Raw genomic sequence first — 8021 nt, 5'->3', positions numbered from 1 at the left:
AGCTTGCTCCCGCTCCAGTGCGCAGCGCTGGTAAAAATGCTGAGCCCACTGTTTTTCGGGCCGCTTCGCACCCCAGCGGGAGCAAGCTCCCTCGCCACAGGTGTCGGATGCGCCACGGAATGCGCTATCCTCCGCGCCCTCAAATTCAACCTTCCACAGGATCCGCCCTCATGAAAGCCGCACTCGTCGAACTCATCAGCAAAATCAGCTCCGGCTGCATGGGCGAGGACGAGATCCTGAATGTGGCCGACGAAGCGGCGCAGGCCTACGCCGATGCCGACGCCTTTCTGGCAGCCAACCCGGACATCAACTACGACGACACCTTCCCGATCCCGCTGGGCGAGTGGGTGGTGGTCGGCAGCCTGCCGGAAACCGTGCTGTTCCAGGCTGATACCTACGCTGACCTGTTCGCGCAGATCGTCGCCTCGTTTGGTCCGGGCGTGGATTTCAACCTCAAGCCCAAGCAACTGGCCAAGACCGAAGCGCTGACCGCACTCAACCGCATCCAGGTGCAGATGAGCAGCCTGAACAAGGAAAACGGCGGTTACACGCTGATGAACTTCAGCCAGTTGCTCGACGACGAGCTGCAAGTGGTGCTGGTCTACGGCAACGACGTGCCACGGGTGCTGGAGCTGTGCGCGGAAGTCGGCATCGCTGCCGCGCCTTCGCTGGAAGCGCTGAAAGTCGCCGTTCACGTCTGAACGCAATAAAAGGGAACCCTGCGCGCGACCGTCTATCCTAAAAGTGCATGCCACTATTCTGGAGTGACACCATGGGTTCCACGTTCAACGGTCTGATTGGCCTGATCATCCTTGCCCTCGATATCTGGGCGATCATCAACGTACTGAAAAGCGGCGCCGAGACCGGGATGAAAATCCTCTGGGTTCTGCTGATCATCCTCCTGCCAGTACTTGGCCTGATCATCTGGGCGATCGCCGGGCCACGGGGCAATGTGCGGGTCTGACGCTTTCCCGAAAACACGCTGATCCCCTGTGGGAGCGGGCTTGCTCGCGAAGGCGATTGTTCAGTCGAAACACAGGTTGAATGACACTCCGCTTTCGCGAGCAAGCCCGCTCCCACATTGGTCTTGTGGTAGCTCCAGAGTGTGCCCTGTCGGAGGAAGGTTCGACCTGTCATCTTCGGCAACGTAGAATGCGCGCCTTTCCCGGGCAATCGTCCCCCACGATTGGCGCCCGCGCATTCATCGGAGCACTTGACCATGACCGTCACCAAAACCAGCGAATACCTGGAAACCCTCTACGAAGGCTACGGCCAGCGTTTTCGCATGGAAAAACTGCTGCACGAAGTGCGCACCGAACACCAGCACCTGGTGATTTTCCAGAACCCGCGCATGGGCCGGGTGATGGCGCTGGACGGCGTGATCCAGACCACCGAAGCCGATGAATTCATCTACCACGAAATGCTCACCCACGTGCCGATCCTCGCCCACGGCACCGCCAAACGCGTGCTGATCATCGGCGGCGGCGACGGCGGCATGCTGCGCGAAGTGACCAAGCACGCCAGCGTCGAGCACATCACCATGGTCGAGATCGACGGCACCGTGGTCGACATGTGCAAGGAATTCCTGCCGAACCACTCCAAGGGCGCCTACGACGATCCACGGCTGAACCTGGTGATCGACGACGGCATGCGTTTCGTCGCCACCACCACGGAAAAATTCGACGTGATCATCTCCGACTCCACCGACCCGATCGGCCCGGGTGAAGTGCTGTTCTCGGAGAACTTCTATCAGGCGTGCCATCGTTGCCTGAACGAAGGCGGGATCCTCGTGACCCAGAACGGCACGCCGTTCATGCAGATCGACGAAGTCAAAACCACTGCCGGTCGCCTGCGCAGCCTGTTCCCGGACTGGCACTTCTATCAGGCGGCCGTGCCGACCTACATCGGCGGTTCGATGACCTTTGCCTGGGGCTCGACCAACCCGGCCTACCGCAAGCTGAGCCGTGAAACCCTGCAACAGCGCTTCATCGGCAGCGGCATTGTCACCCGCTATTACAACCCGGAAATCCACATCGGCGCATTCGCGCTGCCGCAGTACGTGCTGCAGGCGATCAACAAGCCAAGCAACGACTGACGCACTATTCCCGGATCGGTGATAGATCCCCTGTGGTGAGGGGATTTATCCCCGACCGGCTGCGCAGCAGTCGTAAAATCGGCAGACGCGTTGGAACTGACACTATGCGTTCGCTGAATTCAGGGACGCTTCGCGCCCATCGGGGATGAATCCCCTCGCCACACAAGCCTGTTTCCCCATCGGTTAATTTTTTTTCATGTTGGTCCGCTGCAATCCTTTTGAACGATCAATCTCGCCAAAAGTCGAGATAGAAGTAAGCCCATTTGCGGGTTTGATCGAGGAGGCACCGATGCAAAAGTGGAAAGTCACTTTCGTGGACGATCATGGTGAAATTGTCGATGAGGTGTTCGAGCGCGCGGAATGCCCCAGCGACGACGAGGCTGCACGCCTGATCAAGGAACGGCTCCTGCCGGTGGCCGCCGAACTGGATATGAACGATCTTGAAGGGCGCACCACCGATGCTGGCGTGAAAAGCCTGAAAACCCAGAACAGCATCGAAATCCGCAGTATCACGCCAATCTGAAATTCTTCCTGTCACTTGAAGCACCAGGCCTTGGCAGCAGCTCTATCTTGGGGCTACTCTTCAAGCGAGATCAGCGAAACAATCGCTAAGGTCTGGTCTTGTCAGCTACATGCTTGTTTCCCGCGTGCAACCACGTTGCCGAAGTACTTTGGCCTGTAAGGCCCGGGGCGGGAATACGGAAAGTCTATCCATCTATCCGAGGGGGACGATTCATGAGCACAGCCTATCAAGAAGACATCAGCAGCAATGTTCTGCGCCGCATGAAAGAAGGCGGTTTCGACTTTTCCCGGTTCCATCCCATCGAGTTCTACGCCATTTTCCCGGACGAGGAGCGGGCGCGCAGGGCGGCAGGCAAATTTCGTGGTGAATCCATCAATGCCCAGGTCAGTGCGCGCGACGATGGCGCCTGGTCGTTGGAACTGAGCAAAGTGATGTACGCGACCTATGACGACATTGGCGATTTCGAGCAGGGCTTCTCTGCCGTGGTCGAGCCGCTGGGCGGCATCATCGAGGGCTGGGGCGTCAAGCAGGAGGTGCGTAACCGCCATCGTCTGAACTGATCTCTGGTTTCAGGTATTGAGCAACGGCTGACCTTCGGGTTGGCCGTTGTCGTTTCTGGCCGCCGAATAGCCCGTGGCAAAACCCTGAAACAAGAATCCCGGGCAAAAAAAAGCCACCGGAGAGGGTGGCTAAAGGGAAGACCGATAAGGAGAGGAAACCGGTCAGGGTTACGGCCTGCGGGGACTGCGCGGGCAGTCCGGATCAGTGGAGCTGAAGTCTTCACCTGGGAAGTTTTCAGCGGATGCGCCGATTATCCGCAGCTCGGTGCGAGCGGTGAAATCAACTCTGACTATGCTGGTGATAGGCGATGCAATGCGTCGCAATGAGGCGGGGGCAATCGGCTTGGGGCATTTGCCGCACAGGAATGGTGCGGTGCTTGCGGCGTGATTATCCAACCGATTGAAATCAAAGCGTTTATGCCGATGGCACGGGCCTTGCGAAGGCCTGTAGGTCCGGGTGACAAGGAGTACGGCATGATCCGCACCTATTTTGATGAAATGTACGATGCCGGCGGCCAGGTCCGCCCGCATTACCGGGAGTTCGCCCGCTGGCTGGCCGACACGCCTGACGAGTTGCTGGCACAACGGCGACGCGAGGCCGATCTGCTGTTCCACCGGGCCGGGATCACGTTCACGCTCTATGGCGACGAGCAGGGCACCGAGCGCCTGATTCCGTTCGACACCATCCCGCGCAGCATTCCCGCCAGCGAGTGGCGGATCGTCGAGCGCGGCTGCATCCAGCGGGTCAAGGCGTTGAACATGTTCCTCGCCGACCTTTATCACGAGCAGCGCATCATCAAGGCCGGGATTATCCCTGCCGAACAGGTGCTGGCCAACGAGCAGTACCAGTTGGCGATGCAGGGCCTGGATCTGCACCGCGACATCTATTCGCACATCTCCGGCGTCGACCTTGTGCGCGACGGCGATGGCACTTACTACGTGCTCGAAGACAACCTGCGTACTCCGAGCGGCGTCAGCTACATGCTCGAAGACCGCAAAATGATGATGCGTCTGTTCCCGGAGCTGTTCGCCGCCCAGCGCATCGCGCCCATCGACCACTACCCGAATCTGTTGCTCGACACCCTGAAAAGCTCCAGCCCGATCGACGACCCGAGCGTGGTGGTACTGACGCCGGGGCGCTTCAACAGTGCGTTCTTCGAACACGCTTTCCTGGCGCGGGAAATGGGCGTTGAACTGGTGGAGGGCGCCGACCTGTTTGTGCGTGACGACAAGGTCTTCATGCGCACCACCGACGGGCCGAAAGCGGTGGACGTGATTTATCGCCGTCTCGATGACGCGTTCCTCGATCCGCTGGCGTTCAACCCCGATTCGATGCTCGGTGTACCGGGACTGTTGTCGTCGTATCGCTCGGGCAACGTGGTGCTGGCCAATGCCATCGGTACCGGGGTGGCGGATGACAAATCGGTGTACCCGTTTGTCACCGAGATGATCCGTTTCTACCTCGATGAAGAACCGATCCTGAAGAACGTGCCGACCTGGCAGTGCCGCAACCCCTCGGAACTTTCCCATGTACTGGCCAATCTTCCGGATCTGGTGGTCAAGGAGACCCAGGGCTCCGGCGGTTACGGAATGCTGGTGGGGCCGGCGTCAACCACGGCGCAGATCGATGCGTTCCGTGAGCGGATCAAGGCCAAGCCGCACGCATACATCGCGCAGCCGACGTTGTCGCTGTCGACCTGTCCGACCTTTGTCGAAAACGGCATTGCGCCGCGCCATATCGACCTGCGTCCGTTTGTATTGTCTGGCCGCGAAACCCGGGTCGTGCCCGGCGGTTTGACCCGTGTCGCCCTGCGTGAAGGCTCCCTGGTGGTGAATTCCTCCCAGGGCGGCGGCACCAAGGACACCTGGGTGGTCGAGGATTGAAGGAAGCTTGCCATGTTAAGTAGAACTGCCTCGGATCTGTACTGGATGTCGCGTTACCTGGAGCGGGCGGAAAACCTCGCACGGATGCTCGATATCAGCTATTCGCTGTCGCTGATGCCGCAGGATGGTCGCGGCGACGGTTTGCACGAACTGGCGATGCCGCTGTTGATCACCGGCACCCTCGACGATTACCTGGAGCGTCACGGCGAACTGCATGCCGAACGCCTGCTGCACTTCTTCGCCCTGGACGCGGCCAACCCGGCGAGCATATACAGCTGCCTCGGCGCAGCGCGAGCCAGTGCGCATGCGGTGCGTGGGCGTATCACCGCGGACATGTGGGAGAACATCAACGCTACCTGGCTGGAGATTCGCGGCATTGCCGAGCAGGGCCTCAGTCGTTACGGCATGAGCCGTTTCTGCGAGTGGATCAAGGAGCGCTCGCACCTGTTCCGTGGCGCGTCCTACGGCACGATCATGCGCAACGATGCGTTCCGCTTCATTCGTCTGGGGACGTTCATCGAGCGTGCGGACAACACGCTGCGCCTGCTCGATGCGCGCTATGAAATGGCCGGCGATCAGGCCGAGGCCGTCAGTGACGGTACGGCGCACGCCTATTACCAGTGGAGTGCACTGTTGCGAGCGCTGTCATCGTTCGAGGCCTACACCGAGATCTACCGCGACGCCCCCGGCGCCCGGCATGTCGCCGAGCTGCTGCTGTTGCGCGCCGATGTACCGCGCTCGCTGCGCGCCTGCACCGAGGAAATCGACCAGATCCTCGCCCAGTTACCCGGCGCCAATGGCCGTCCGGCACAACGCCTTGCTGCCGAAATGGACGCACGCCTGCGCTACACCGGCATCAACGAAATCCTCGCCGAAGGCCTGCACGCCTGGCTCACCGAATTCATCCCGCTGGTGCGCCAGTTGGGCAACGCGATTCACAGTTCATACCTGGAGGCTGCATGAGACTTTCCATAAGCCACGAGACCACCTATCACTATGAAGATCAGGTGCGGGCGAGCATCCAGTATTTGCGCCTGACCCCGCACGACAGCGAGCGTCAGCACGTGTTGAGCTGGCAACTCGACCTGCCGCGTCCGGTGCGCGCCCAGCTCGATCCGTTCGGCAATATCCTGCATGTGCTGACCATGGATGAGCCGCACGAAGCGATCATCATCGGCGCCCGTGGCCAGGTCGATATCGACGAATTGCGCGAGGCCGAGCATGAGAGCCAGTCGGCGCTACCGTTTCTGCGCTTCACCCGGCTGACCGAGGCGGACGAAGGGCTACGGGCGTTTGCCGACAAATCCTGCAAACAGCGGCGCGATCGCACTGCGCTGATCGACCTGATGCATGGTTTGAACCAGCACATCAGCTACACGCCGGGTTCGACTGAAGTCGACACCAGCGCCGCCGAAGCTTTTGCCGGGCGCGCCGGGGTTTGTCAGGATCACACCCATGCGTTTCTCGCCTGTGCACGTAGTCTGGGAATTCCGTCGCGTTATGTGTCGGGTTATCTGTACAGCGAGGACGCCGAGCATCTGGCCAGTCATGCCTGGGCCGAAGCGTGGCTGGATGACGCCTGGTACAGCTTTGATGTGACCAACCAATTGGCCCGACCGGAGCGGCACTTGAAACTGGCGGTGGGCCTGGATTATCTGGACGCCTGCCCGGTACGCGGCATGCGCCGGGGCGGTGGTTGTGAGCAGATGCATGCGAAGGTGTTCGTGTCGCCGACGCCGGTTATCTCCGTGCAACAACAGTAGATCCGGGATACCGCTATCGCTGGCAAGCCAGCTCCCACAGGATTACCGCGGATTCGGAGTCAGCGCGAACCTGTGGGAGCTGGCTTGCCAGCGAAGAGGCCGGTGATATCACCGCAACGCTTATGGTTTAACCTTGCGCCCAGCCATGTGTTGCAAATAGCCGATCAACAACTGCAAATCCCTCTCCGGCAACACCTCTGCCGAAAACCCCGGCATCTTCGCCTGCGGCCACTGGCGCAAACTCTGCGGATCGCGAATGTAGCGCTTGAGGAAGTCCGCGCCGAAATACTCGGTCGGGTTGTACGGAATATTCAAGTCCGGCCCGAACTGCGCATCCCCCGCACCGTTCAACCGGTGGCAGGCCAGGCAGTTTTTCTGGAACAGTGCAAAACCCTGACTCACCGGGTCATCCGCTTTAAGCTTCGGATCCGGTAACAGCGCCGGGAAGCGCTCGGCCACCGGCGCCATGCGCTTGATGCTCGCCACCTGGAACGGCCATTGCTCAGGGCTGATGTTGCCGGCCAGCGGGTCAGTCCATACCAGATAGAACGGCCCGGCGCTGTGTTTACCCTCGGACAGCGGCGGCCACGGCTGCGCCGGGTCCTCGATTGCCAGCCAGGCCTGTGCGCCTTTGCTGTTGAGCAACGGCGCAGCAGCCAGTTCGGCGGCAAACCCGTCCAGCGCCACCGCTTGCAGGTGATCGGCCGGTTTGATCCCGGTGAGCAGCGCCGCCACGGGCACGGCGCGATAAGTCATGTCCTTCTTGTAGGAGACATCGTTCTTGATGGTCAGAGTTTGTGCTTGCGGATGCTTGAGCAACTCTTCGGTCTGCCAGATGCGACTGTTCGCGCCCAGCTCCAGCGTGAGCTGCGCCGCAGACAAGGGCATGCTCAGCAGCAAGGCCCAGAACACAATGAGCGTTTTCAAATGATCGCCGTCCCTGTCGTGGAAGTGCGCAAAGGTTCGCACAGCCACGCTGGCCCGGGTAGCGGGCCAGTCACATTTTGTCTGGCGATAGCGGACGCCTGCCGCTTGAGTCAGCCAATCACCTTGGTCAGATTGGGCAAAATCAACAGCAGCGTGGTGGCGAAAAGAATGAGTCCTGCTTGACGAACTTTCGGTTGTTTGAACATGGCTTGACCGCCTTTATTGTTATTTCCTGATGTCTGCCTGCATATCCATGACGGCAAACGCTG

Annotated in this window: 9 protein-coding genes; 8 read left to right on the top strand and 1 reads right to left on the bottom strand. The window is 60.2% G+C overall.

Annotation, left to right across the window (positions count from 1 at the left end; all coding sequences use genetic code 11):
* Positions 1–170: 170 nt before the first annotated feature.
* The 8 genes from QMX91_RS05400 (at position 171) to QMX91_RS05365 (ending at position 6825) form a co-directional block, all read left to right on the top strand.
* Complete coding sequence (locus QMX91_RS05400) at positions 171–701, top strand: hypothetical protein (protein WP_027613324.1); 531 nt, start codon at positions 171–173, stop codon at positions 699–701.
* A gap of 71 nt (positions 702–772) precedes the next feature.
* Positions 773–964, top strand: coding sequence for a PLDc N-terminal domain-containing protein (locus tag QMX91_RS05395; RefSeq protein ID WP_007960694.1), 192 nt, complete (start codon positions 773–775; stop codon positions 962–964).
* A gap of 255 nt (positions 965–1219) precedes the next feature.
* Positions 1220–2095 (top strand): polyamine aminopropyltransferase, encoded by an 876-nt coding sequence (speE, locus tag QMX91_RS05390; protein ID WP_041068886.1) that lies wholly within the window; start codon positions 1220–1222, stop codon positions 2093–2095.
* Between the two features lie 289 nt (positions 2096–2384).
* Entirely contained in the window at positions 2385–2618 is a 234-nt protein-coding gene (locus tag QMX91_RS05385; RefSeq protein WP_027613323.1) for a hypothetical protein, read from the top strand.
* A gap of 212 nt (positions 2619–2830) precedes the next feature.
* Entirely contained in the window at positions 2831–3178 is a 348-nt protein-coding gene (locus tag QMX91_RS05380) for a ribonuclease E inhibitor RraB (protein ID WP_007960698.1), read from the top strand.
* 474 nt (positions 3179–3652) lie between these two features.
* Entirely contained in the window at positions 3653–5062 is a 1410-nt protein-coding gene (locus tag QMX91_RS05375) for a circularly permuted type 2 ATP-grasp protein (protein ID WP_083366520.1), read from the top strand.
* Positions 5063–5074: 12 nt separating this feature from the next.
* A complete protein-coding gene (locus QMX91_RS05370; RefSeq protein WP_027613321.1) occupies positions 5075–6025 on the top strand; it encodes an alpha-E domain-containing protein in 951 nt (316 codons plus the stop codon).
* Positions 6022–6825 (top strand): transglutaminase family protein, encoded by an 804-nt coding sequence (locus QMX91_RS05365; protein ID WP_098967930.1) that lies wholly within the window; start codon positions 6022–6024, stop codon positions 6823–6825. Before QMX91_RS05370 ends, QMX91_RS05365 begins: the two co-directional genes overlap by 4 nt.
* A 120-nt stretch (positions 6826–6945) precedes the next feature.
* On the opposite strand, the gene QMX91_RS05360 is transcribed toward QMX91_RS05365, so the two are convergent.
* A complete protein-coding gene (locus QMX91_RS05360; protein WP_282412357.1) occupies positions 6946–7713 on the bottom strand; it encodes a cytochrome c in 768 nt (255 codons plus the stop codon).
* Positions 7714–8021 lie beyond the last annotated feature (308 nt).

It is taken from the genome of Pseudomonas sp. PS01299 (genome assembly GCF_029960145.1).
GTDB lineage: Bacteria > Pseudomonadota > Gammaproteobacteria > Pseudomonadales > Pseudomonadaceae > Aquipseudomonas > Aquipseudomonas putida_A.
The sequence above is the reverse complement of the archived record's forward strand: the minus strand, read 5'-3'. Positions and strand labels throughout refer to the sequence as shown.